Source organism: Pedobacter aquatilis, assembly GCF_032678405.1.
Lineage (GTDB): Bacteria > Bacteroidota > Bacteroidia > Sphingobacteriales > Sphingobacteriaceae > Pedobacter > Pedobacter aquatilis_A.
In genome coordinates, this window is record NZ_JAVTSJ010000006.1 from 163,135 (window position 1) to 188,051 (window position 24,917).

23 protein-coding genes and 1 tRNA gene are annotated in these 24,917 nt (G+C 37.3%); 14 read left to right on the top strand and 10 right to left on the bottom strand.

Features of this window, described 5'->3' with window-relative positions; translation table 11 throughout:
* Positions 1-53: 53 nt before the first annotated feature.
* A complete protein-coding gene (glyA, locus tag R2R71_RS16685; RefSeq protein WP_316832416.1) occupies positions 54-1,325 on the top strand; it encodes a serine hydroxymethyltransferase in 1,272 nt (423 codons plus the stop codon).
* Positions 1,326-1,539: 214 nt separating this feature from the next.
* Here the strand turns inward: glyA and R2R71_RS16690 are convergent, their stop codons facing one another.
* From R2R71_RS16690 to R2R71_RS16720, 7 genes are all read right to left on the bottom strand, one after another.
* Positions 1,540-2,913: a hypothetical protein gene (locus R2R71_RS16690; protein WP_316832417.1), complete on the bottom strand. Its 1,374-nt coding sequence runs from the start codon at positions 2,911-2,913 to the stop codon at positions 1,540-1,542.
* An 18-nt stretch (positions 2,914-2,931) separates the two neighbouring features.
* Complete coding sequence (locus tag R2R71_RS16695) at positions 2,932-3,651, bottom strand: ComF family protein (protein ID WP_316832418.1); 720 nt, start codon at positions 3,649-3,651, stop codon at positions 2,932-2,934.
* An 85-nt stretch (positions 3,652-3,736) separates the two neighbouring features.
* Positions 3,737-4,792, bottom strand: a complete 1,056-nt coding sequence (gene rlmN / locus R2R71_RS16700) for a 23S rRNA (adenine(2503)-C(2))-methyltransferase RlmN (protein WP_316832419.1) — start codon at positions 4,790-4,792, stop codon at positions 3,737-3,739.
* A gap of 89 nt (positions 4,793-4,881) precedes the next feature.
* Positions 4,882-5,853, bottom strand: coding sequence for a 23S rRNA pseudouridine(2604) synthase RluF (rluF, locus tag R2R71_RS16705; protein WP_316832420.1), 972 nt, complete (start codon positions 5,851-5,853; stop codon positions 4,882-4,884).
* 32 nt (positions 5,854-5,885) lie between these two features.
* On the bottom strand, positions 5,886-6,416 hold the full coding sequence (locus R2R71_RS16710) for an NADPH-dependent FMN reductase (protein ID WP_316832421.1): 531 nt from the start codon (positions 6,414-6,416) through the stop codon (positions 5,886-5,888).
* A 95-nt stretch (positions 6,417-6,511) separates the two neighbouring features.
* On the bottom strand, positions 6,512-7,072 hold the full coding sequence (locus tag R2R71_RS16715; RefSeq protein ID WP_316832422.1) for a DinB family protein: 561 nt from the start codon (positions 7,070-7,072) through the stop codon (positions 6,512-6,514).
* Positions 7,073-7,163: 91 nt separating this feature from the next.
* Positions 7,164-7,853, bottom strand: a complete 690-nt coding sequence (locus tag R2R71_RS16720) for a YafY family protein (RefSeq protein WP_316832423.1) — start codon at positions 7,851-7,853, stop codon at positions 7,164-7,166.
* A 251-nt stretch (positions 7,854-8,104) separates the two neighbouring features.
* Between R2R71_RS16720 and R2R71_RS16725 the strand changes: the two genes are divergently transcribed.
* Complete coding sequence (locus tag R2R71_RS16725) at positions 8,105-10,576, top strand: hybrid sensor histidine kinase/response regulator (RefSeq protein WP_316832424.1); 2,472 nt, start codon at positions 8,105-8,107, stop codon at positions 10,574-10,576.
* 74 nt (positions 10,577-10,650) lie between these two features.
* Here R2R71_RS16725 and R2R71_RS16730 read toward each other — a convergent pair whose 3' ends face one another.
* The 3 genes from R2R71_RS16730 to R2R71_RS16740 form a co-directional block, all read right to left on the bottom strand.
* Positions 10,651-11,982, bottom strand: a complete 1,332-nt coding sequence (locus R2R71_RS16730) for a sigma-54 dependent transcriptional regulator (RefSeq protein ID WP_316832426.1) — start codon at positions 11,980-11,982, stop codon at positions 10,651-10,653.
* 68 nt (positions 11,983-12,050) lie between these two features.
* Entirely contained in the window at positions 12,051-12,365 is a 315-nt protein-coding gene (locus R2R71_RS16735; protein WP_316832427.1) for a hypothetical protein, read from the bottom strand.
* A gap of 112 nt (positions 12,366-12,477) precedes the next feature.
* Entirely contained in the window at positions 12,478-12,792 is a 315-nt protein-coding gene (locus tag R2R71_RS16740) for a hypothetical protein (RefSeq protein ID WP_056872056.1), read from the bottom strand.
* A 348-nt stretch (positions 12,793-13,140) separates the two neighbouring features.
* On the opposite strand from R2R71_RS16740, the gene R2R71_RS16745 reads away from it, so the two are divergent.
* The 12 genes from R2R71_RS16745 (at position 13,141) to R2R71_RS16800 (ending at position 24,836) form a co-directional block, all read left to right on the top strand.
* Positions 13,141-13,213: transfer RNA gene (locus R2R71_RS16745), tRNA-Thr, on the top strand.
* 116 nt (positions 13,214-13,329) lie between these two features.
* Positions 13,330-14,496, top strand: coding sequence for an amidohydrolase family protein (locus R2R71_RS16750; RefSeq protein ID WP_316832428.1), 1,167 nt, complete (start codon positions 13,330-13,332; stop codon positions 14,494-14,496).
* A gap of 4 nt (positions 14,497-14,500) precedes the next feature.
* A complete protein-coding gene (locus tag R2R71_RS16755; RefSeq protein ID WP_316832429.1) occupies positions 14,501-15,457 on the top strand; it encodes an NAD(P)H-dependent flavin oxidoreductase in 957 nt (318 codons plus the stop codon).
* 48 nt (positions 15,458-15,505) lie between these two features.
* Entirely contained in the window at positions 15,506-15,790 is a 285-nt protein-coding gene (locus R2R71_RS16760; RefSeq protein WP_316832430.1) for an acylphosphatase, read from the top strand.
* Between the two features lie 96 nt (positions 15,791-15,886).
* Positions 15,887-17,368, top strand: a complete 1,482-nt coding sequence (locus tag R2R71_RS16765; protein WP_316832431.1) for a lipopolysaccharide biosynthesis protein — start codon at positions 15,887-15,889, stop codon at positions 17,366-17,368.
* 28 nt (positions 17,369-17,396) lie between these two features.
* Positions 17,397-19,091 carry a tetratricopeptide repeat protein gene (locus R2R71_RS16770; RefSeq protein ID WP_316832432.1) on the top strand — a complete coding sequence of 565 codons (1,695 nt, stop codon included), beginning with the start codon at positions 17,397-17,399 and terminating at the stop codon, positions 19,089-19,091.
* Positions 19,069-19,863 carry a DUF4292 domain-containing protein gene (locus tag R2R71_RS16775; RefSeq protein ID WP_316832433.1) on the top strand — a complete coding sequence of 265 codons (795 nt, stop codon included), beginning with the start codon at positions 19,069-19,071 and terminating at the stop codon, positions 19,861-19,863. Before R2R71_RS16770 ends, R2R71_RS16775 begins: the two co-directional genes overlap by 23 nt.
* 112 nt (positions 19,864-19,975) lie before the next feature.
* Positions 19,976-21,265 (top strand): murein hydrolase activator EnvC family protein, encoded by a 1,290-nt coding sequence (locus R2R71_RS16780; protein WP_316832434.1) that lies wholly within the window; start codon positions 19,976-19,978, stop codon positions 21,263-21,265.
* A 45-nt stretch (positions 21,266-21,310) separates the two neighbouring features.
* Positions 21,311-21,652 carry a twin-arginine translocase TatA/TatE family subunit gene (locus tag R2R71_RS16785; protein WP_316832435.1) on the top strand — a complete coding sequence of 114 codons (342 nt, stop codon included), beginning with the start codon at positions 21,311-21,313 and terminating at the stop codon, positions 21,650-21,652.
* A gap of 11 nt (positions 21,653-21,663) precedes the next feature.
* Positions 21,664-21,864 (top strand): twin-arginine translocase TatA/TatE family subunit, encoded by a 201-nt coding sequence (locus R2R71_RS16790; protein WP_316832436.1) that lies wholly within the window; start codon positions 21,664-21,666, stop codon positions 21,862-21,864.
* 17 nt (positions 21,865-21,881) lie between these two features.
* Positions 21,882-23,300 (top strand): Asp-tRNA(Asn)/Glu-tRNA(Gln) amidotransferase subunit GatA, encoded by a 1,419-nt coding sequence (gatA, locus tag R2R71_RS16795; protein WP_316832437.1) that lies wholly within the window; start codon positions 21,882-21,884, stop codon positions 23,298-23,300.
* A 132-nt stretch (positions 23,301-23,432) separates the two neighbouring features.
* On the top strand, positions 23,433-24,836 hold the full coding sequence (locus R2R71_RS16800; RefSeq protein ID WP_316832438.1) for a lytic transglycosylase domain-containing protein: 1,404 nt from the start codon (positions 23,433-23,435) through the stop codon (positions 24,834-24,836).
* The last annotated feature ends 81 nt before the right edge of the window (positions 24,837-24,917 follow it).

The window sequence follows — 24,917 nt, forward strand, 5'->3', positions numbered from 1 at the left end:
TTAACTTCTAATTTCTTACTTTTGCCAAAAAAATAACAAACCTAAATATAAGGATGAAACGCGACAGCCAAATTTTTGAACTTATCGATAAGGAATTAAACCGTCAGGAACACGGTTTAGAGCTTATTGCATCAGAAAACTTTGTAAGCAAGCAGGTTATGGAAGCCGCTGGCTCAGTATTAACCAATAAATATGCGGAAGGCTTACCGGGAAAGCGCTATTATGGCGGTTGCCAGGTTGTTGATGTTGTAGAGCAAATTGCTATTGATAGGGCTAAAGAATTGTTTGGCGCTGCATGGGTTAACGTTCAGCCGCACTCAGGTGCACAGGCTAACGCTGCGGTAATGCTTGCCGTTATTCAGCCGGGTGATAAAATCTTAGGTTTTGATCTTTCGCATGGCGGTCACTTAACGCACGGTTCTCCGGTGAATTTCTCTGGTAAATTATACCAGCCCTTATTTTATGGTGTAGATAAGGAAACGGGATTAATTGATTATAAAAAGTTAGAAGAAGTTGCATTAGCAGAAAAGCCTAAATTAATTATTTGTGGTGCTTCAGCCTATTCACGTGAGTGGGATTATGCTTTCATCCGTTCAGTGGCCGATAAAATTGGTGCTTTGGTGTTAGCTGATATTTCTCACCCGGCGGGTCTTATCGCAAAAGGATTGCTTGCTAACCCACTTCCACATTGCCATATTGTAACTACAACCACTCATAAAACTTTACGTGGTCCGCGTGGTGGTATGATTATGATGGGGCAGGATTTTGAAAACCCATGGGGATTAACAACGCCAAAAGGTGAGCCTCGTATGATGAGTAACTTGCTTGATATGGCCGTTTTCCCAGGAACTCAGGGTGGACCGCTAGAGCACATTATTGCTGCTAAAGCGATTGCTTTTGGTGAGGCATTAAGCGATGAGTACGGTACCTACATTAAACAGGTTGCTGCGAATGCGCAAGCTATGGCTAAAGCATTTGTTGCCAAGGGTTATGGAATTATTTCAGGCGGAACGGATAATCACCTGATGTTAATCGACCTGCGTAATAAAAACATTACTGGTAAATTGGCTGAGAATGTTTTGGAAAAAGCAGAAATAACAGTTAACAAAAACATGGTTCCTTTCGATGATAAATCACCATTTATAACTTCGGGTATCCGTGTTGGTACTGCGGCTGTTACAACACGTGGATTGAAAGAGGCGGAAATGGAAAAAATCGTTGATTTAATTGACAGGGTGTTAACCAATCCTGAAGATGAGGCTAACTTAAATACTGTTAAGGCAGAGGTTATAGCATTGGTAAGTGCTTTTCCACTTTACAAATAAGATAATAAGCTTAAGGTTTTATATAAAAACGCCTTACATTAATTTGTAAGGCGTTTTTGTTTTAAGTATGATTTGAAAGTCATCCTGAATTCCTGTCCAAAAAGTAAAGGGCCGATATTCTTTTGAAGAAATATCGACCCTTACCATCTAAATTAACGCTCTCGAATATATAAACGCAAGCATTTATAAAATGTTTTAGAAAAAATTAAAAAAATTAATAATTCTCATAACAACCTAAAGATGAGGGGAAAAATCTTGTTTTATTTTTTAAATCTTTGTTCAGGTAATTATTGAAATAAGTATCATTGCTCAAATCAGCACCTTTTTTTATAGCAGAACTGTTGTTGGAAAGTGTAAAGTTTTCATTCGCTACAGAAACAAATAACGGGTCAATATTAATGATATTTGCTGTATTATAATTTGAGCTCGATGTTTTAATCAGGTTGGCCGTTAGGTTATTTTGAACTGATGCCGAGGTTTTTTTCTGTATATCCAATTCATTTGTTAAGCTTCCTGAAATAATGTTGTTGGTTAATTCGAGGGTTAGCTTGTTATAAGCTTTCGCCGATAAATAATCTGAGAAGGTTAATGCAGCAGTTTTACGAGGAAAATCGGGATTATAGCCGGCAAAAGTATTTTGTTTGAGGTTATAATTTCCGCCACCTACACCGTAAATGAGGTAATTTCCACAATTATAGATAAGGTTATTAAACGCCAGTAACTCGGAATGGTAACCAATATATGCTGCAACCTGCATGTTTTTAATGGTGCTATTACTAATAATTAATTTCGGACTGGCATTCGTTGATAAAGAATCGGAAGTTATGCCTACAGAAGCATTTTTTATGGTTGCATTTTTAATAATCCCCGTGCCGGTTTGTTTGAAATAGATACCTTTCCATTGTCCGGGTTCATCACTATAAAGTGCCTCTTTTCTATCGCTGCAGAACTCTATAGGCTCATCAAAAGTACCATTCGCGTTTAAGGTACCTTCTACATTCATGGTAGCATCTTTATGGAAATAAACTTTTGTGCCCGGCTGTATCGATAAATTTGCTCCCATTTTAACACTAACTGCACCATTAATAATGTAAGGGAGGTTTTTTGTCCAGTTGGTATTCGTATTTATAACCCCATTATTTATGAATACAGCATTTTGGCCATAAGCAAGTAGCTGAATCGATTGCCGGTTTCCGTTAGCTGTTATAATTATAGAATCCTGCACCAGAAACGGATTGTTATTCGCACTCGGATTGATCGTAACTTTAACAAAAACATTTAGAGAGTCTTTCCCATTTAAGATTATACCTGTTTTGCCTGAGGTATTTTCACCGTTGATGTTGATACTAAAAGCAGATGTTGTTCCTCCTGAAAGCTTGATTTCGGAAATTTTTAATGCATCATTATTCTTATTTAATAGCTTTACTTTTCTTACTGTCGAACCAATGCTTGTGAAAATGGTATCGAACAGAATACTGTCTTTCGATAAAGTGAGCTTTGCGTTTGCATCTGTGGTAACGCGTTCGTCTTTTCGGCAAGCCGAACAAAGAATGATTAGCATCAGGAAAACACATGGGATGTTACGCATAAATCAAATATCAGAAAATTATTCTGCGAATGCCAAAGCTGCAATACTAACTTTTGCAGCACCATTTTCGAGTAAAATATTGGAACACGCCTCAAGTGTAGCACCAGTTGTTATAACATCATCAATAAGCAGTAAGTGCTTTCCTTTAGTTTTTTCCAAGTTAACAACTTTAAATACAGCTTTCATATTTTCGTAGCGGCTATACCTGCTTTTTTTGGTTTGGCTTTCGGTAGATATATTCCGGATGAGTATTTCTTCATTATAAGGAACAGCCATTTTAGTTGAAACACCCTCCGCAATGAAAGAACTTTGGTTATATCCTCTTAAACGAAGTTTTTTATGGTGTAATGGGACAGGAACTATAAAGTCGATATTCTGATAAAGCACACTGTTTTTTAATCGTTCTCCTAATAATGTTCCTAATAAGATACCGATATCCGTTTTGCCGTTATATTTTAAATTATGAAGCAGGTTCTGAACTTTTGCTCCTTTTCTGAAATAAAGCATGGCCATTGCTGCATTTAAGGGTAATCTTCCCCAAAGTTGTTTTGCTACACGGTTTTCAGCATGGAGGTGGTAATCTGTATAGGGTAAATCGAAAAGGCATTTTGTACAAATGAGGTCTTCGCTTTTGAATAAAGGTATGCCACAAGCATTACATAAATCAGGAAATAAAAGACTGAGCAAATCATTGCGCCAATTTTTGAAGAGTAAAGAACCTGATTTCAGAATTTCCATCGCAATCATATTTAGTTGGGCAATTGAAGAAAATCACTCCACTAAATATAATGCTTTAGTTTTTTATTTGAAAATTGAAAGTTTATCAGGCTTTAGCTTCTTCTTTTACTGCAAGCTGGCCACAAGCCGCATCAATATCTTTACCACGGCTGCGACGAATATTTGTGTTTATGCCCTGACTTTTTAAATAGTTTGAAAAGGCATCTATTTTATCACCTTCGGCATTAGTGAAATCAGCAAAAGAAATGGGGTTGTATTCAATAAGATTAACCTTACATGGAATATGCTTGCAGAATTTTGCCAAGGCCATTGCATCGGAAATCTCGTCATTAAAGTGATTAAACACGATGTACTCGTAAGTAACTGGATTTTTAGTTTTAGCGAAGTAATATTTCAAAGCATCGGCTAATGATTTTAATGAATTCGCCTCATTAATGGGCATAATTTCATTTCGTTTTTCATCATCTGCAGCATGCAGCGAAAGCGCAAGGTTAAATTTTGCGCCATCATCGCCAAGCTTTTTAATCATTTTCGCAATACCCGCAGTAGAAACTGTAATTCGCTTATAACTCATGTTTAAACCATCAGGCGCAGTTATGCGCTCAATTGATTTAAGCACATTGGAGTAGTTCAAAAGTGGCTCGCCCATACCCATATATACAATATTGGTTAAGGGGTTATTATAATTTTCCTTTGCCTGTTTATCAATCAGCACTACCTGGTCGTAAATTTCGTCGGCATTTAAGTTGCGTTTCCGGTCCATATAGCCCGTTGCACAAAATTTACAAGTTAAGCTACAACCAACCTGCGAGCTCACGCAAGCTGTCATACGATCTTCCAAAGGAATTAAAACACCCTCAACAATGTTTCCATCAGCTAAGCGAAAAGTGTTTTTAATGGTATGGTCGTTACTAAACTGAGAGTTGTTAACCTGAACAGCATTTATAGTGAAACTTTCATCTAATGCTTTGCGCAAATCTTTAGATAGATTGCTCATATCATCAAAGTTAGTTGCCGATTTTTCCCATAACCACTGATAAATTTGCTTTGCCCTAAAAGCAGGTTGCTGCATAGCGGTTAAATGCTGCTGCAACTGAGGCAAATCTAATGAGCGGATATCGATTTTTTTTGCTGTTACCATTTGCTGCAAAGGTACTTAAAAAGCTTTTAAGCTGAAAGATTAAAAGCATCGGCAATACTTTGAAGTTCAGAATTTTACAATCTGTTGGCTTATCTGCCTCTTTGCCTGCCGTTTGGCTTTCCTGAAGTTTTACCTTTGGCAGGTCTCGAATTTCTATTGGCAGAAGAACTTTTCTGCGCAGGCTTAGCTGATGAATGACCTGAAGATTTTCTACCTCCTGTTTTTTGTGTTGATTTAGCAGTCTTGAAAGACTTCTTCGGTTGTTCTTGTTTTAATTCAGGGATTTCTTCCCAGGAATTGTTTTTTTTCTTGGTACTTTTTGGTTTCGCAGTGGCTTCTGATGAAGATTTTTCTACACTCTTCATGATAACACTCATTTCATCTTCCGATAGCTCCCTGAATTCTCCTGTCGGAATACCTTTTAGGTTGATATTCATAATTCGGGTGCGTTCCAATTTGGTCACTTCATAGCCAAAATGCTCGCACATTCTACGGATTTGCCTGTTTAAGCCTTGAATTAAAATAATATTGAAAACAAAAGTGCTGATTTGACGAACCTTACACTTACGTGTATTTACACCCAGAATCGGAACACCATTGGCCATTTCAAAAATGAATTCTTCGATTATTGGTTTGTTTACGGTTACAATATATTCCTTTTCGTGCTTGTTACCCGCCCTTAGTATCTTGTTAACGATATCGCCATTATTGGTAAGGAAAATTAAACCTGACGAATCTTTATCTAAGCGGCCTATTGGGAATATTCTTTCACTATAATTAACATAATCAACAATGTTATCTCTAACACTGGATTCGGTTGTACTCGTAATGCCAACGGGTTTATTAAAGGCCAATAAGATGAAATTCGATTCTTCTTTGGGTTCAATGTTATGTCCATTAACCATTACCCTGTCGCCTGCAAAAACCTGATCACCAATTTTAGCCCTTTTACCATTGATAAAAACCGTTCCCTTTTCGATAAACCGATCGGCTTCTCTACGCGAACACAATCCGCTTTCGCTGATAAATTTATTTAAACGGGTTGCAGACGAGTTTTGCATATGTTAAATTTTATGCAAAGATATACAAAAGCCTAAATGGAAGTGGGTCTTTCTATTTGATTAATAAACTTTGAAACATTTGCCTGTGTGGTTTCCAATGTTTCGGTATCTGTAATTTCATTTTGCAGGTTAACCTTACTTCGTACAAATGGGATGAGCTGCATGATTGGGTCTACCTCTAGAACAGTAAGGATTTTTGCCAGCGAATCGAATGCCATTTCGCCTTGCGATGAAGCAATGATAGCAAAAACAGGCTTTTTTGAAAGCGATGCAGTAGTTACGGTCCAGTCGATGGCGTTTTTAAAAGTGCCGGGTAGACCCATCGCATACTCGGGTGTACAAAATAAAATCCCATCTGCTTTGGTGATATTTTGCCGAAAAGCTGAAACCAAGTCTGGTGTCAACTCATTATCCAAATCGGGATTAAAGTGAGGAAGTAATGAAATGTTTTCAAATAGCGTTAGCGAATAATCGCCCGGGAGGAGATTTTCAATTGCTTTTATTACCTGAAGATTGCTGGATTGGCTACGCGTACTGCCACAGATTGCAAAGATTGTTTTCATCAAAACAAATATATGTGCAGTTTGTGCTACGGCCTGTCATATTTGAAACAGAATTTTCCTGGCCAGCGGTTCACTTACCAGGAAAATCTATTGATTTAAAAGTTCTGGTCATCCGCACTCGGGCCATAGCTTCCGGGAATGGGAATATTCAATAGCCTTAAATAAACACCAAGTTGTGCCCTGTGGTGAGTAGTTTGGCTAAAAGCATGACGAATTGTTTCATATCTGGTGTAATCGGCAAGGATGTGGTCACCATTTCTTAATGTCCACTTTTCATCAAAACTTTCTTCACTTGCTTTCTCCAGTTCGGCTTTGCCACTTTTATAGCTGTCTTCTAAAAGTTTTAATAAATCTCCTGCACTTTCAATGTGTTTTTCTTCATATGGTGCTGTGGCGAAATCGAGTCCATCAGTAGTTAAAGCCATACTTACCCATTCTGGAAGCTCTGCAATATGGCTTGCAAGCGATTTCAACTTCATACTTTTTTCGTGAGGAGCCCAGTCAAATTTATCTGCCGGTACAATTGCCATGAATTTTTTTGTTGTGTTAAATTCGGCCTCAAATTCTTTCAATAATGCTTTAATGATATCCATATTTTTTTGTTTTGTTCTTTCAATTGTATTCAATTCCATTAATAACAAGTCTGCAATGCTCATAGTTTTTTGGGTTTGTTTATACAAAGAAAATACAGCACACTGTCAACCCTATGGCAGTGTAAAAATTAAAATTTATTTTTTTGAGGATCTGCTAAAAATTAACGGGTAACATGCTCATGTAATCGCTCAAAGGCATGTGTTTAGTCTTCAGGAAAGATTTTTCAAGATTTTTGAGGCAAATAATTCTGGTTAAATTAAAGTCGCGATATTGGTTTCTGAAATGACACCAGCCAATTAAATGCCAGCTAAATGCGTAGAAAATTAAGCCAATGGGTTCAACTTCCCGCTTACTTGACTCATCTTTTGCGTTTTTATATTCCAATTCAATAATATATTTCTCGGAAATTGCCTGTTGTATAAGAGAAAGGTATTCGTAATTAAAAGTTAATCGCTCAGGGACCTGTAACCTGATATGTTGGTTCATGGTTTCCAGTTTCTCTTTCTGGCTATTCTTTAAAACAGCCTTAACCTTTGTTAATGCGGTAGAATAATGAGAACGGATAGAATTATCGGCAAAGCCATTTACCAGACTTTCGACCAGAAGCAGTGCATTTGCTTCATCCATATTAAATGATACCGGAGGCAGAAAATAACCCTGCACAAGAAAATAGCCTTTATGCTGCTCAAAACCAACAGGGATTCCTTGTTCCTGTAAAGCTTTCACATCGCGGTAAACTGTGCGTACGCTTATGCTAAACCGCTCTGAAATTTTATCAGCAGAGATGTATTTTCTCGATTGAAGCAATGTTAAAATCCCGAAAAGGCGGTCGATGCGGTTCATGGTTATAGGCTTGGTTAAAATTAAATAAATTGCGTTGTAAATCTGGAATTTGTAATGATTTATATGGTATAAATCGGTTTTTTCTCTTGAAAAAATTATTCTAGCTAAAGCATTAAAGGTATAAAACTAGCTCATTCCCATATTCGAGACTAAAAAAATCAAAACTTCTTATGCTTGTTATTTGTATTATTTAGTTAAATGTGTCTTTTGAGCGAAAATTTCGTTTAATAAGAAAAGGAAATCTATAATTAATGGCAGCCGCAATACAAAAACGTTTTTTCAGGGCAGTAAAGAGTAAAGTAATCATCGGGTTTTTATTTGCCTGCTTTGCATTACTTCTGGCATGGGGAATCAGCAAATTTGCCTTTACGCGGATGCTTAATACCGTTGAAGAAATTTCGGCTCCGAATGATCGGCTCCGTATTGTAAACGACCTGTCACACAAAATTGCAAGGCTTGACCAACTGCAGCGGGATGAAGCGTTTAATAAGCAAGGGAACTCAAGCTTTTTAAAAGAATCGAGAAAGCTACGTTCGAGCCTGGATACCCTTCGGAAACTTTACACCGGCGATTCTTTACAAATTGCCAGGATTAAATCTATTAAAAATCTACTCGTGGAGCGTGATAAACAATTTGTCTCCTACCTGCAGGTTCGTGAAACGCTGGTGAATACAAAATCTTTTTCTGATGAGGTTCAGAAACTAAATGAACTGGTGGCTATCCGGGCAAGGCAAACGGATAGTGCGGTTTTAACTACTGAAACAACAACTTCTACAACTACTGTTGCACCTGAAGAAGAAGAAAAATCGAGGGGCTTCTTAAGTAAACTTTTCGGTAAAAAGAAAGCCGATGTTTATAAAATTATCAACGAAGAATTTAAGGTAAAACGTGATACGCTGAATGCCAAGGCTGAAGATAGTATCATGAAAAGCATGACTGGTTCACTTAAGAATATTGAAGTAGAACAAAGACAGAAAAGTCAGAAGTTTTTAAAACGCGAAGCGGATTTATCAACAGCAAGTAATGCACTTACTAACCAGATTCTACAGATTTTAAGAGAAGTAGAAGGACAGGCCGTTGCTCAGGTAGACCTTAATGGTATACAGGCAAAGGAAGTTGTAAATGATGGCATTACACAAATAACTACGATAATTATTGCTTTCTTTTTGCTTACCGTTGTTCTTTTATATTTGATTTTAACCGATATAACAAAAAGTAATCGTTATCGTAAAGCCTTAGAACAGGCGAAAGACGAGGCCGAATACCATGGAAAGGCAAAACAACGATTTCTTTCCAATATGAGTCACGAAATCCGGACACCTTTGCAATCGATATTGGGTTATGCAGAACTCATTTCCCAGCAGGATACGCCAAAGAAAAAAGATGTGGATGCGATTTACCAATCGTCGATTCACTTACTTCAAATTGTTAATGAGGTGCTCGATTATAACCGGATTATTTCGGGAGAGTTTAGTTTTAACAACCAGGTTTTTGATATTAAAAAAGTACTGGCCGAGGTTACCTCAGTAGTTCGTCCGCTTGCTGAGCAAAAATCGCTTAACCTGGTTACTGATTTAGATTTAGGGGCTATTGAGTTTGTTAAAGGTGATGCTTTCCGGCTGAAACAAATCCTTTTTAACCTTTTAGGTAATGCAGTTAAGTTTACGCTTAAAGGAGAAATCAATCTACGGGTTTCCTGTAAAAAACAAGCCGATAACCTGCACTTCCATTTCACAATTAAAGATACCGGAATTGGTTTTGAAGAGAAAGACATCTCAAGGATATTTAATGAATTCGAGCAGATTGAATCTCCTGAAAAATATGTTCTTAATCAAACGGGTACAGGATTAGGTCTGCCGATTGTTAAATCTCTGATTGAGGCACAAGGCGGACGTATTCATGTAAAAAGTAAACCTGGAATCGGAACCACATTTAACATTTACCTTACATATGCTGAAACCAGCGAGCGTATAAACGATGCGCTGGATTTAGAAAATTATGCTATAGTGAATCCGGGAATGGTTTGGGTTATTGATGATGATAAACTTATTCTCGACCTCTGCGGATTAATTTTTGAGAAAAATAACATACCGTACAAAAGTTTTGGCGAGGTTGCAGATATTCTGCATCAGGAGCCTGATACAAACCTGAAATATGTGCTTGTAGATATGCGCCTTCCTGAAATGACTGGCGTAGAATTATGTCACTTGTTAAAGAAAAAATTACCTGCAACTGTTAAATTTTATGCGATCACCGCACAGGTTTTGCCTGAAGAGCGTGAAATTGTTTTAAGTGAAGGATTTGATGGATTGATTATGAAGCCATTTCAAACGAAGGATTTGTTAGCCATTTTTGATAAAAGTGAAATTTTGGCCGAACAGCCTGAGTTTGATTTTTCCTCAATAGAAAAAATGACTTTCGGCGACCAGCAGATGCTGGAAAAAATTCTTAACCGCTTTAAACAAGATTGTATTGATGATGCTGCCGAGCTTAAAGTTAAGCTGCAGGAAAATAATCAGGATAAAAGCCGTTTAATTGTGCATCGTTTGGCAGGAAGAACAGCACAAATGGGTGCAAAAACTTTGGCGCAATCTTTCAGAGTGCTTGAAATTGAGATTGCAGAAAAAGGATTAGATAAGAGTATTGAGGCAGAAATATTAAACCAGCTGAAAAAGCTGGATGCCTTGATTGCAGTAATGGAAGAAATGGACTATTTAGTGTAATAGCTGCTAAGCTTACATCATGTTAGTACTTGCCAGAAACGAATCCTCGGAAGCGAATTCAACGAGAAAAAATGTTAGTCAATTCCGTATTTCTCCATTTTGGCATAGAGTGTTTTCCGATCAATGTTTAACATTTTTGCGGCTTTGGATTTGTTATGCTTTGCTTTGATTAAGGTTTCAGCAATCAGCGTTTTTTCATTCTGCTCATTTACGGCTTTTAAATCAGATGAACTTCCAGGTAAGGTTTGCTGGTTTACAGAAATCATCATCTCATCAGGTAAGGCGTTAATTTGTGCAATATCGCCTGGAGTTAACAAAACCATGCGCTTAATTACGTTGCTCAGTTCACGTAAATTTCCTGGCCAATCGTAATTTAATAATAACGATTTAGCTTCGGCTGAAATACTTTTCACATTCCGGTCTAAATCGCGGTTCGATAAACCAATAAAATGATTGATGAATAATTCCAGGTCGCTACCTCGATCCCTCAAAGGAGGCAGTTGAATCTTAAATTCATTTAAGCGATGGTATAAATCTTCCCTGAATTCTCCTCCGGAAATACTGTTTAGCAAATCATCATTTGTAGCCGTAATAATGCGCACATCTACAGCAATTTGTTTTGTACTGCCCAAAGGTTGGATAACCCTTTCCTGCAAAGCCCTGAGTAACTTAATCTGTACTTCGTAACTCAGGTTTCCCACTTCATCTAAAAATAAAGTTCCGCCATTTGCCGCTTCAAACTGGCCTTTTTTATCGTTTAAAGCTCCGGTAAATGCGCCTTTGGTATGACCAAATAATTCGCTTGCAGCCAGATCTTTCGATAAAGCGCCACAGTCGATGGCAACGAAAGGTTTATCAGCCCGTTTGCTTTGCTGGTGTAGTGTTCGGGCAGCAAATTCTTTTCCTGTTCCGCTTTCACCCTGAATAATAACCGACATGTCGGTTGGTGCAACCAAAGCTATATGCTCATAAAGCCTGTCGGCAATAGCACTCTTACCTTTTATAAAATCGGTGTCTGCAGGCTCAATATTGGTTTCTTTCAAATCCTTTTTAGTCAAAGAATTCTTAATTACCATTAAAAGTTCATCAGGGTTAACCGGTTTTGTAATATAATCGAAAGCACCCATTTGCATGGACTTTACAGCAGTCCTCACATCATTAAAACTCGTCATGATAATGATTGGGGTGTTTAATCCAAGATTCCGTGAATGTGTAATTACTTCAAAGCCAATTCCGTCGGGAAGGCGGTAATCAATAAGAAATAAATCGAATTCCTGATTTTCGATTAATTTAAAAGATTGCTTAATATGGGTTACAAGCATAACCGTATGACCATTTTTGGTTAAAAAACCGTCTAGTAATTGGGCAAATGTTGTATCGTCTTCTAAAATCAGGATGCTCGCCATACAACAAAAATAAGAAAAGCCAGTTAAAAACTGGCTTTTCTTGTACTAGGTAGATGTAATATTTGGGATTATTGAACCGGTTTACCGTCTTTGTCAATTTTCACAGAACCTGTTTCTGCTTCTTTTTTAACATTAATCAGGTAATATTCTTTTGTACCTTCTTTAACAGACCAAGCTTCGGTTGCTGTCCAGCCTTTATAAGCATCAGATTTTAATGCTGTTGTAACTGGCTCAGGTAATTCTTCCAGTTTAACCGGAGTTTTCACTGCGCTATCTTGAACTGCAACAATTGCAGCATTTTTCATTGTATTTATTTCACTCGCTTGTACTGCTGAGAATCCCGCAAATGCTAAGAACGCAGCTGATAAAATTAACTTTTTCATCTTTTTCTAATTTAAATGTGATGAAACTGCCGAAACAGTTTCGTGGTTCTAGTTTAATTATGCGTAGCCCGAAAGCTACGCTTGAGTTGATTATGCCCGGTTAAGGCAAATATTATTGAACTGGTTTACCGTCTTTATCGATTTTTACTGAACCAGTTTCTGCTTCTTTTTTAACGTTGATTAAATAGTACTCTTTTGTACCTTCTTTAACCGACCATGCTTCTGTAGCTGTCCAACCTTTATAAGCATCAGATTTCAATGCGGTTGTTACCGGCTCTGGCAATTCTTCTAATTTAACTGGTGTTTTTACTGCACTATCCTGAACTGCAACAATAGCTGTAGTTTTGAAATCTTTTACTTCACTTGCCTGAACTGCTGAGAAACCTGCGAAAGCTAAAAATGTAGCTGATAAAATGAACTTTTTCATAGTATGATTTTTAAAAATTTAATATTTGTAACAATACTTGCTAATGTTTCATAATGGTGCCAAAACTGGCATAATGCCTTAATCAGTTGTATTACAGTTGTTTGTGTTTGTGCCAGAAATAAAGTGTTGTGGAGTTTCTCCACACTTTGGGGGGAATGACTACAAATTTTACCGTAATTTCTTATTGATAAATGCCTGAGATTGCCATACTACTTGTTTAACACGAGAAAGAGCGGGTAATATTGATGTTGTTCCAAACCAATCTGCTTGTTTCGTGTGTAGTTGCTAAAAATTTAAAAATATTTTCCCAAAAGAATATTTTTTTCTATACTTGCAGCCCGAAAGAAAGCCTCCTTAGCTCAGCTGGTAGAGCAACTGACTTGTAATCAGTAGGTCATTGGTTCGATTCCGATAGGAGGCTCTTTTTTTATTATCAATTTTAGATTTTGGTCAAAATTTAAAATTTCCCCTAAGCATTTTACTTCTTCGCTACATTACAAATCGTCATTGGTAAATCAAAAATCTTAAATTAGCTGCATGCTAAAATATTTTTCTGCCGATTGGGTTTTTCCTGTAAATACATCGCCAATAAAAAACGGTGCTATAGCAGTTGATCAGGAAGGCGAAATAAAAGATTTGCTAACTGAAGATGTCGTTCAAAAATTTAAGTTAGAAACTGAGAAACATAAGGGGGCTATTGTTCCGGGTTTTATAAATACACATTGTCATCTGGAGTTATCGCATATGATAGGCCAGATTCCTGAGAAGACCGGTTTAGTTGATTTTGTTCAAAACATCATTAAAAACAGACAGGCAGATCCCCACACTATTGAAGTGGCCATGCAGCATGCAGATAAGCAACTTTATGATAATGGCATTGCTGCTGTAGGTGATATTTCCAACCAGATTATTTCAAAGGAAATTAAGCAAAAGAGTAAAATTTATTACCACACTTTTGTTGAAGCCATGGGGTTTAATCCCGAGCGGGCACAAGTCATAATGGATTATGCTACAGGTATTAAAAATGAATTTGCTCCACTTCCTGCATCGGTCGTTCCGCATGCACCCTATTCCGTTTCGCCCGAACTTTTTGGCCTGATCAATCAGACTGCGGTAGGAGATGATACTTTTTTGAGTATCCACAATCAGGAAACAACAGCTGAAAATGATTTCTTTAAATTCAAAACAGGCGATTTTTTAAAGCTTTATCAGTTTCTGGGCCTGGATATCTCTTTCTTCAAACCATCAGGAAAAACGTCATTACAAACCTGGTTACCTTATATTAAAGCGCAAAAAACACTTTTGGTTCATAATACGGTTTCAGCAAAAGAAGATATTGATTTTGCAAAGCAGCAACAGGCAGATTTATATTGGTGCCTTTGCCCTCAAGCTAATTTGTACATTGAAAATAAATTACCCGATACGGAATTACTTATCAGCGAAAAGGTAAAAATAACCCTTGGTACCGATAGTTTGGCAAGTAACCGTCAACTCAATATTTTAGGCGAGATGAAAACTTTGCAAATGCATAAGGAAGTGCCATTTGAAAAACTTTTAGAATGGGGAACCCTTAATGGTGCTGAATTTTTAGGCTTAAGCGATCAGTTTGGTAGCATTGAGGTAGGAAAAAAACCCGGTTTAAATCTGATTCAGCTATCGGGGGATTTTAAAATTGAAAGTGACCAGGTTACCAAACTTATTTAAGAATATGAATTCAATCTGCAAACTTTTCAATATTAGATACCCGATTATCCAGGCCGGAATGATTTGGTGCAGTGGCTGGAAATTGGCATCTGCTGTATCCAATGCTGGTGGCCTGGGTATTATTGGCGCCGGTTCTATGTATCCTGATGTTTTGCAGGAACATATTCAAAAATGCAAAAAGGCCACCAATAAACCTTTCGCAGTAAACATCCCGCTTTTATATCCGAATATTCAGGAAATCATCAATATTGTAATTGAAGAAGGGGTTAAGATTGTGTTTTCATCAGCTGGGAATCCTGCAACCTGGACCAGTACCTTAAAAGAAAAAGGTATAACCGTTGTTCATGTTATTGCGAATACAAAATTTGCTTTAAAGGCACAGGAAGCTGGTGTTGATGCAATTGTTGCGGAAGGTTTTGAGGCTGGGGGGCACAATGGTCGCGAAGAAACCACAACTTTATGTTTAATTCCGATGATTAAAGATGCCGTTAGCATTCCTGTTATCGCAGCCGGAGGAATTGCCAGTGGTAAATCGATGTTAGCAGCATTTGCCCTGGGTGCTGATGCTGTTCAAATTGGTTCTGCTTTTGCCCTGGCCGAAGAATCGTCGGCCCATCCGGCATTTAAAGCTAAAATTATCGCTGCAACGGAAGGCGATACTAAACTGGCGATGAAAAAACTTGTCCCGGTACGGCTTTTAAAAAATGAATTTGCCGATGCCGTTGCTCAGGCCGAAGCCGAAGGCGCAGACAGGGCTAAGTTAATGGAGTTGTTAGGTAGGGCGAGGGCAAAGCTTGGTATGTTTGAAGGTGATATGGAAAATGGTGAACTTGAAATCGGGCAAATAGCAGCCATGCTTAAAGAAATAAAACCGGCTAAACAGATTGTGGAGGAAATCTGGCAGGAGTACCTTAGGGGATTAAAAAGATTTAAGAATTTGCTTGAAGAAACAACCGAATGAACCAGCGTTTGCTAACTTTGTGCTCTTATACATCAATATTTAACTTGGATGAAACATCTCGATATAAAAGTAACAGGTAAAGTACAAGGCGTATTTTTTAGGGCCAGCACAAAAGCTGTTGCCGACCAAATGGGTATTAAAGGCTTTGTAAAGAATGAAAAAGATGGTTCGGTATATATCGAAGCTGAGGCAGAAGCATTTATCCTTGATGCCTTTATCGACTGGTGTAAAGAAGGTCCGGAGAAATCGGTAGTGGAACATGTTGAGGTAAATGAGGGCGAACCTAAGAACTTTCGTAATTTCGAGGTGGTTAAAAAGAATTTGCTCTGGTAAATTACATCCAAGCAATACTTAAAAAATAATTAATTCGGTTTCAGTATTGAGAGATGCATACATTAGCTCAAACTAAATCAAAAAATAAAAATCAAATTGTCGGTATATAAAAAATTTCTTGGGCAAACAATGGTTTATGGTATCAGTACCGTTTTCTCAAGATTGTTCAATTTTATTCTAACACCAATTTATACTTCTGTCTATAAAAAAGGTGTTTATGGTATTTTTACTAATATGTATGCCAATGCCTCGCTAATTAATGCGATTCTGGCTTTTGGTATGGAAAGTACTTATTTCAGGTATCTAAATAAATTTGAGGATAAGAAACAGGAGGTTTATAATAATTCTTTTTTATGTATTGCCTTTATTTCAACATTATTCCTGATTACGGGCTTAATCTTTTCCAATCAACTAGCATCATATTTAGCCGCTAAGGCTTCTGAAGTTCCTGACTATAAGCAATATGTTAGTTTTTTCCTATGGATTTTATATGTCGATGCCATTTGTGTAATTCCATTTGCCAGACTACGTGCTGATGGAAGGCCATTTAAATATAGTCTAGTGAAATTTCTGAATATTGGATGTTTTGTTGGATTCAATCTAATCTTCATTTTTGTTGTACCAGCTATAATAAAACACAATTGGGTTGGTACTTCCTGGCTACAGTCTTGGTATAGGTATCAATGGATAGGTTATGTTTTTGTAGCTAACCTTATTGCAAGTTTGGCTACATTAATTGCCTTAATTCCAGAATTTCTTAAACTTAAATTGAAATTCGATAGAGCTTTATTCATTAATATGTTTTCTTACAGTTGGCCTATTCTTGTTGCCAACTTGTCGTTTATCGTAAATGAAAATTTAGACAAGATTGTTTTAAAGGATTTGTTGCCCGCAAACATTGCTAATGACGAGGTTGGTATATATGGAGCTGTTTGCAAAATTGCAATTTTTCTAAGTATTTTTATTACTGCATTTCGTCTTGGTGCAGAACCCTTTTTTTTTAGCCATGCGAAGAACGAAAACGCTAAACAAACATATGCCACTATATTACAGTATTTCGTAATAGCACTAGCCGTCCTTTTTGTTGCGCTAATAGCAAATATTGAAATTCTGAAATTTTTTATTCGCAAGGAAGAATATTGGGTTGGATTACCAGCTGTTCCCTATCTCTTGCTCGGGTATGTTTTCTTAGGAATATACATGAACCTTTCTATATGGTATCGACTTTCAGATCAAACCCGATACGGCTTGTACATTTCGGTTATAGGGGCAATAATAACAATTGTATTAAACATTGTTTTGATACCGAGGTTTAGTTATATGGGCTCGGCGTGGGTGTCAATGGCAGCTTATGCAAAAATGACAATTATTTCGTACATACTTGGTCAGAAATATTACCCGATTCCTTATAACCTTAAAAAAATTCTGGCTTACATTGTTGTTTCAACAGTCATTGTATTCGCTTCATTCTTTATCTTTAACAGAAATATCTATATCGGTAATGCATTACTTTTTGCCTTTATCGCAGGTATCGCCTATTTTGAAAAGAAAGATTTGATGAAGATTTTAAAACGATAATTTGATTAAATCATCCAAAATTTAATTTATGATTAGCAGGTATGTTTTTCTTTCTGTGATTGCGATAAGCCTTAATGCTAAAGCACAGGTAAATCCTGTAGCTGCAACAAATCGTGATAGCAACATGGTGAAGCAATTGTTTTTTGCCGGTTTGAAAGAAAAAATGTCTGATAATTATGTTGTGGCTTCTACGAGTTTTACCAAAGTTGTAAGTATCGACCCTACTAATCATGCAGCTTATTTTGAACTGGCAAATGCAAATCTTCGCTTAGATAAACTTAGCGAAGCTGAGTTAAACATTAAGAAAGCCATTCAGTTAAGTCCGGATAATAAATGGTACCTCCGGTTGCAGGCTGAGGTTTATAAAAGAACCAACAAAATGCCCGAGTTAATAGGTGTTTTTGATCAGTTAATCAAAATCGACCCTGATAACGATGCTTATTATTTCGATAAGGCGAATGCACAGTTTCTTTCAAACCAACCTGACGAGGCAAAAAAGACCTATGAGGTTATTGAGCAGAAGTTTGGTGAATCAAGGGAGTTAACCAATGCCAAGAGGCGTTTTCAACAAAATGGTGCGGCGAGCGATAGTGATATTGTTAAACTGCTTGAAGGGAATCAGGCTGATGTGAAAAATTACCTTTACGCTGTGGGCCTTCTTTTGCAAAAAAACAATGATGCAGAAGCGCTGAAAGTATTGCTTAAAGCACAAACGCTGGAACCCAATAATTTCGAAGTTAATTTAGGTTTGGCAGATATTTATCGCAAACAGAAAAATGATGATGCCGCCTTTGCAGCATTGAAACTGGCTTTCGAGAGCTCAGAAATGCCATTAACCGAAAAAGTGAAAATAGTTGCTGCGTTATTTCCGAAAATGAACCAGCCGGTTGTTGCTAAAAATGTAAGCGACTTAAGTAAACTGCTTGCCGAGAAAAATCCCAATGATGCGAAAACGCTCGCACTTTATGGCGATGTTTTATATCAGCAAAATAAATTAAAAGAGGCTTTAACCCAATACCAGGCAGCATTAAAACTAAACGAGCAGGTTTATGCCATTTGGGAACAGGTAATAAATATCCAGACTTTACTTGGGCATTATGATGATGCAGTAAAAGTTGGCGATGAAGCGTTGACTATTTATCCTAATCAGGCAAGCCTTTATTATTACATGGCTTATGCCTTATATAAAACAGGTAAGTATGATATCGCCCAAAGTAATTTAAAAAATGCCCTTCAACTTGATGTAGATAACAAGAGTTTACAAGCGCAGGTTTACGCGTTACAAGGTGACATTTACATTAATCAGAATAATTTCTCGCTGGCAAAAACCGCATTCGAAAAGGCAATAGCCATTGAGCCTGATAATTATCTCATCATGAACAATTATGCCTATTATCTGGCGTTAAAGAATGATGATTTAGCTAAAGCTGCAAAATTTGCCGAAACAGCAGCCAATGCAATGCCTGAAAATTCGTCGGTAACAGATACCTATGCGTTTATATTATTTAAGCAACAAAAATACGATCTGGCAAAAACCTGGATCGAAAAAGCACTGCAAAACAATACCAATAAGAATGGTGTTTATCTGGAGCGTTATGGCGATATTCTTTACATGAAAGGCGATAAAGATGCTGCCTTAATTCAATGGCAAAAAGCAAAAGAAGCTGGAAACGGCTCGGAAGTATTAAATAAGAAGATAAATGAAAAAAAATATTTTAAATAGCCTGTTTATTTTAGCAGCAGTAATCTTTGTAACAGCTTGTAAGCCTAAAAAAGAAATTGTTGTCGCCCCTCCGGCAAAGCCCGAAACTAAAGTTGATAATACCAAAGCAGAGGCTTTAACGCTATTAAACAGCAAACAACTAAAATTTAATACTCTTTCTTTAAAAGCAAAAGCTACGCTCGACATTAATGGTGATGCCAATGATGTTACCATGAATTTCCGCATGAAGGATAAGGAAACCATTTGGGTGAGTATTACTGCCTTGGGGGGACTTGCAGAAGTAGCAAGAGCTTTGATTACGCCTGACAGCATAAAAATCCAGAATAAGCTTAAGAGCGAATACCTTAAAAAACCTTTCAGCTATATTTACAATTTTACCAATAAACAGGTTAATTTTAGTACCCTTCAGGCAGTTTTGACAGGGAATGCCATGGGCGAATTTCTGACAGATAAATCTGATGTGAAACAGGAAAATGGTGCCTGGGTTGTTTCAGGCTCAAAAGAAAACCTCGATTATAAATTGTTTTTCAATACGCTTTTCAAAGTTTCGGAAACTAACCTTAACGATGCGAAGAGCGGACAGGCATTAAAGGTAACTTATACAGATTACCAGAAACTAAACGAATTTTTATTTCCCGGCGCTTTAAAAGTAAATACACTTTCTGGTGCTAAGAAAATTAACATCGATTTACAATATGTTAAAATTGATGGCAATGTTCCTGTCGATTTTCCGTTTACAGTACCGAAGCGATATACCCTTGTAGATAAGTAGATTCAATGTTCTTCGTGAAGTTTCGGTGAAGAAGCCTCCTCAACAGCCTTTTGTGCCTTTGGTATATCAATTTTAATATATTTTACTGCAAAATTTTTATACTTTTGGCTTAATGAAGCTACACAAACTTGTATTTATTCTGTTTTTTAGTGTGTTTGCCTTGTCGGTTTCGGCTCAAACGGCTAATGAACTTAGAAGAAAAAAAGAGGCAATCGAACGCGATATTGAGCAACTTCAAAAAAGCCTGAACAAAGCGGCAAGTGGTAAAAAACTTACTTTACAACAGATTAATGCTATAAATGCACAAATCCGCTTACGTCAGGAAAAAATCGGAACCATAAATTCCGAAATAAAAAATCTTGATAACCAAATCTCTCAGAATACAAATACCGTACATACGTTGCAGGGTCAGTTAGGCGACCTTAAAAAAGAATATGCCGGAATGATTCGTTTTGCCCAGCGAAACAGAAACTCATACGATAAAATGATGTTTATTTTTGCTGCGAAAGACTTTAATCAGGCTTATAAAAGGATAAAGTATTTACAGCAATTTAGTCAATACCGTAAAAAACAGGCTGGTTACATCGAGAGTACGCAGCAGGATTTAAATGGTAAAATCAAAGTTCTGGATAAAACTTTGAGAGAAAAAAGTGATTTATTGAAGGAGCAGGAGCGAGAAAGAGAGCGTCTTGGTAAAGATAAAAACCAGCAATCTGCGGTTTTAAATAACCTAAGCAAACAGGAACGGACTTTTAAACAGGACATCGCTTCAAAGCAGAGACAAAGGGCACAGTACGATCGAATGATCAGGGCAGCTATTCAACGTGCAATTGAAGAGGAGGCAAGAAGGGAAGCTGCAAGGAAAAAAGCCGCTGAAGAAGCCAGGTTAGCTGCTGCTGCAAAAGCGAAGGCGGAAAATAAACCGGTGCCAACAACTACAGCACCTGTTGCAAAGGCAAAAAGTACGGGCGAATTATTAACAGCAACTCCAGAAGCAGCAAAACTATCTGAAGGATTTGAAAATAACCGTGGCCGTTTACCTTGGCCTGTTGCAACCGGCCAGATTACAGAAAGATTTGGTATGCATAAGGTAGACCAGGCAACTTATACCAATGATGGGGTTGATATTACAACATCAGAAGGTGCAACGGTTAGAGCAGTATTTAGCGGAACTGTTAAACTGGTTCAGAATTATTTAGGTAAGAACCTGGTTTTAATTAGCCATGGCGAATACTTTACAGTTTACCAGAATTTGAAATCGGTAAATGTAAGTGTGGGTACTAAAGTAGATACTAAAGATGCGATTGGAACGGTGGCAAATACCGAAGGTGTTCCGCTGCTTAACTTCCAGATCAGAAGGGTTTCAACGCCTTTAAATCCTGAAGCATGGATTAGTAAATAAACTTTAGGCAATTAAATGTTTATATTTGTATAAAATAGATTAGTGATGTATCAAGGCACGTTATTGGAGTTTTTAAATATGGGTGGATCAGAGATTGTACTCATATTAGTGGTTGTACTTTTGTTATTTGGAGGTAAAAAATTACCTGAATTAGCAAGAGGATTAGGAAAAGGAATCAGAGAGTTTAAGGATGCCTCTGAGGGTGTTAAAAGAGAAATTCATAGAAATATAAACGCTATGGATTTAGATAAAGAGGATGCTGAGCAAACTGTTGCGAATAACAATAATGAGCGCCATCATCCTGCTGAAGAAGGGTCAAATGTTCCTTATCCTTCAGAAAGTACCCCTATTGATGAGAAAATAGTAACTGACAGTCAAAAAGTTTAAATAAAAATATCATGTTAAATACAACAATAGCAGCAATGCTTGGCACACCAGAAATTATCATTATTGCAGTAGTGGTATTGTTATTATTCGGTGGTAAAAAAATTCCTGAACTTATGCGTGGTTTAGGTAAAGGTGTAAAAGAATTTAAAGATGGTAAAGATGGTATTGATGGCGATCAGGTAGATCCTTCGAACCGCGATAAAACTGTTTAATATCAATTTTTTTAGTTTTGAAGAAATACAGCTCTCTTAAAGAGATACAAGCGCTCATTTCGCAAAAGCAATTAACTTTACCCGAATTATTAGCTTATTATTTTAAGCAAATTAAAGAAAATGAACACCTCAATGCATTCAACGAGGTGTTTTTTTATTCGGCAGAAGTTCAGGCAAATGCGGTACAACAAAAGATAGAAAAAGGAACTGCGGGTAAACTTGCAGGAATGGTAATCGGTATTAAAGATAATATCTGTTACAAAGACCACGTAGTAACAGCATCTTCAAAAATGCTCGATGGTTTTGTGTCGCCTTATTCATCTACCGTTGTGCAACGTTTATTGCAGGAAGATGCCGTAATTATCGGCCGCTTAAACTGTGATGAATTTGCAATGGGTGGCTCTAACGAAACTTCTTATTTCGGAGCTGTAAAAAATGCTGTAAATCCTGAGCTTGTTCCAGGTGGCTCATCAGGCGGTTCGGCGGTAGCCGTTCAGGCAGATATGTGTTTAGCTTCATTAGGAACAGATACTGGTGGCTCAGTTCGTCAACCAGCAGCTTTTTGCGGTCAAATTGGTTTGAAACCTACTTATGGCCGTATATCAAGATATGGTGTAATTGCTTACGCATCATCATTCGATCAGGTTGGTCCGATTACCTCTTCAGTAGAAGATGCCGCATTACTTTTGGCAGTTTTAGCTGGTGCTGATGATAATGATTCGACCGTTTCTCCGCTGGAGGTTCCTGATTATTCGGTTTATTTGAACAAAAAATCACCAAAAAAAATAGCGGTTTTAAAAGAAACTATCGAGAGCGAGGCTCTTGATCCGGAAATTAAATCGGCGATATTGCAATCGATAGCGGGTTTAAAAAGTCAAGGGCATACAGTTGAATATGTTTCTTTTGATTTGCTCGATTACCTCGTTCCCGCTTATTATATTTTAACAACTGCAGAAGCATCGTCAAACCTCTCCCGTTACGATGGTGTGCATTACGGCCATCGCAATACCGACGCTAAATCCTTAACTGAACTTTATAAGTTATCACGTTCCGAAGGCTTTGGAGAAGAGGTTAAACGAAGAATCCTTTTAGGTACTTTCGTATTAAGTGCCGGTTATTATGATGCTTATTATCAGAAAGCGCAACAGGTGCGTCGTCTGATCAGGGAAAAGCTTGATGTTTTATTTCAGGATTACGACTTAATATTATCGCCTGTGGCACCAACACCACCCTTTAAAATAGGAGATAACATGCAAGATCCTTTAGTAATGTATATGGCCGATATTTTTACTGTTTTACCATCGTTAAGTGGTAATCCTGCCATAGCACTGCCATTGGGCAATAATAAGGCCGGTTTGCCGTTAAGTATTCAATTTATAGCCAAACATTTTGAAGAAAAACAGCTGCTCTCTTTTTCTCAGGCTTTTTTATCATAACTCGTTATTTCAATCTTTTAAAGCATTGCGTTATCAAAAGACACCCGCAAATAGGATTTGAAATTATGGTTTGTAGCTATCCAAATCAGGTCGAGTAAAAGGACTAATGCTAATAATTAAACCAAATAGCCCATGATTAAAAAATTACTTTTTACAACTATTTGTGCTTTAACCGGATTTATCTCTACTTCCTTTGCGCAGCAAATTCTAAAAGTTGACAGCCTCTACAAAAAATCGAACAATATTTTCGTAAATAACGATACGGTAACTGTACCGCTTGCTAACGAAAATCAATTACTACTCAGCCAAAATTACATTTATAAACTCCGTTTAGATTCTATTGCTAAATCGGTGCCTTTGCCTCATAACGAATATGTACAGCAATACATCGATATTTATGCAAAGCGAAAGGATATGTTTGGCAAAATGCTTGGGCTATCCAACTACTATTTCCCGATTTTCGAAAAAGCCTTAAAGGATTATAATATCCCCCAGGAGATAAAATATTTAACCATAGTGGAATCCCAGATGAATCCGCATGCGGTTTCAAGAGTTGGTGCAACAGGTATCTGGCAATTCATGTTCGGAACCGGAAAAGCCTACGGTTTAAAGATGGATAATTTTGTTGATGAACGTAAGGACCCGGTACAGGCTAGTTATGCTGCGGCGGCTTACTTTCGAGATGCGTTTGAAGAACTGGGCGATTGGTTATTGGCTATTGCTGCATATAACTGTGGTAAAGGTAATGTAACCAGGGCGATGGATAAAGCTGATTCGAGAGACTTCTGGGTGATCAGACAATATTTGCCAAAGGAAACTAGAAATTATGTGCCGGCTTTTATTGCTGCTGTTTATGTAATGAATTATGCCAGTAAACATCAGATTTCGGAACAGGCCTGCAATATGTTTCTAAAAACCGATACCATGCAGGTTAATCACTTTGTATCCTTATCTGCACTTGCAAAAGTTTTAAATATAGAAGATGAATCCCTTTTTGCTTTAAACCCATCATACAAAAAAAGAATAGTTAACGGAACTGCTGATTTGCCTAAACGGCTGGTATTGCCAAAAATTAAGGGCGCAGACCTGGCTGGTATTTATGATGTACTCAATAATGAGGAACTTGATAATAAGATGGAAGTGATCCAGGCAAGTACTGATGATGTTCGAGAGCTGAGAAAAAAGAAGCAGGTAGCCATTGCATCAACAGGTGTGGTTTATCATAAGGTTGCTTCCGGGCAAAATTTAACGATAGTTGCAGATAAGTATGGTGTCGAAGTTCAGGATTTAAAAGTTTGGAATAACCTGAAAAGTAAAACCATCGTGCCTGGACAAAAACTAAAAATCTATACCAGCAAGCGGACGATATTAAAAGCACCGGCTTCATTCTTAAGTTATACCGTAAAACGTGGCGATACACTTTCAGAAATTGCTGAAAAATTTGATGGTGCTACCGTTCAGAATATTAAACGCGATAACAAATTAGCCAGAGCTGGTTTGCAACCCGGTATGATTTTGAAAATCAGTAAGGGTTAGCACACCATTCCCAGTTTATTCATTTTGCGATTTGCTTCCTGATTTATTTTAGCCCTCATAAAAAGAATTGTACCTTTGCAC